The organism is Blautia sp. AF14-40, assembly GCF_003479665.1.
Classification (GTDB): domain Bacteria; phylum Bacillota; class Clostridia; order Lachnospirales; family Lachnospiraceae; genus Fusicatenibacter; species Fusicatenibacter saccharivorans.
The window spans coordinates 1-1,023 of sequence record NZ_QUHK01000108.1; the positions used below are offsets into that span (position 1 = coordinate 1).

The window sequence follows — 1,023 nt, forward strand, 5'->3', positions numbered from 1 at the left end:
AGCTTACGCCTGTTTCCTGCGGCTTCCCGCGTCTTTTTTGTTTGTCCTTTTGACAATCGCTGATACCTCCTTTTCTAAGTTTCGCTGCTTTTCCAAGACAGCGTATAGGTTTTCGGTTCTGTAAGGTCGCTCCTTTGGGCGGGTAAACTTTGTCTGAATGATGTTCTTAACCACCACTTCAAGGGGCTGTCCATGCTTTTCATACATGGCAAGCAGGAAGCAGGGGAGCATGACGACAATCATCGCCATAGCCGCAAGATTTGTCCCTGCGCTGCCTTTGAGCAAAAAAAACAGCGGCAGTCCGATTAAGAGAGCCGCCGCAAAACAAACGATTTGCCGCTTTGTCAGATTGAAAGCGACTTTTGTTTTGACTTTGGATAGGTCTTTGGGTACAGGTACATACGCCAAGAAAAAACCTCCTTTCTGCCCTTAGTGGGCGTTGAATATGGATTTTGCCAGTGTGCCGGATTTGAACAGGGAAAAACAGAGGATAACCGTATAGGCGGCAAGGGAAAATACCGCGCTGTGCAGATTGTCTGCGATTATCATATCGTTTACCAGTACGGCGTAAATACCGACACATATCATAATGAGGAAGCCTTGAAAACCAAGAGCGAACAGCCCTTTTAGGTAGTTGTTTCCAATCTGTCCCCATTCTCTGTTGGTCATGGTCGCAAATGGAATAGGCGATACCGAACAGTAAAGGTAAATCTCTATCATTCTGCCGTAGAGGATAACGGTTATCAGTACGGACATGATTTTCATGCAAAGGCTCACAAGGCTTGTTTCAAGCACAAGTAAGAGCAGTTCGGGGATTTCCATATCTTCAAGCCCTTCCTGCATGGCGGCAAGGGCTTCGGCAACGTCGATATTCGTATCGCCGCCGATAACCCCCGCTGCGCCGGAAACGATATGCTGCGCCATATCAAAAACCGCCATTGTGATGTTGAACGTGTTGGTTACGATAAACACCGCGACAAAGGCTTTGAATATCCACTTAAAGAACATGAATGTTTCTATGTC

At 46.7% G+C, this 1,023-nt stretch carries 2 protein-coding genes; both read right to left on the reverse strand.

Translation table 11 applies throughout. The annotated features are described in order from the left end of the window. Positions 1-3: 3 nt before the first annotated feature. A complete protein-coding gene (locus DWW13_RS18540; protein ID WP_077726641.1) occupies positions 4-408 on the reverse strand; it encodes a PrgI family protein in 405 nt (134 codons plus the stop codon). Between the two features lie 21 nt (positions 409-429). Then, positions 430-1,023, reverse strand: a 594-nt coding sequence (locus DWW13_RS18545) for a VirB6/TrbL-like conjugal transfer protein, CD1112 family (protein WP_118720838.1), incomplete at its 5' end; no start/stop codon positions are given.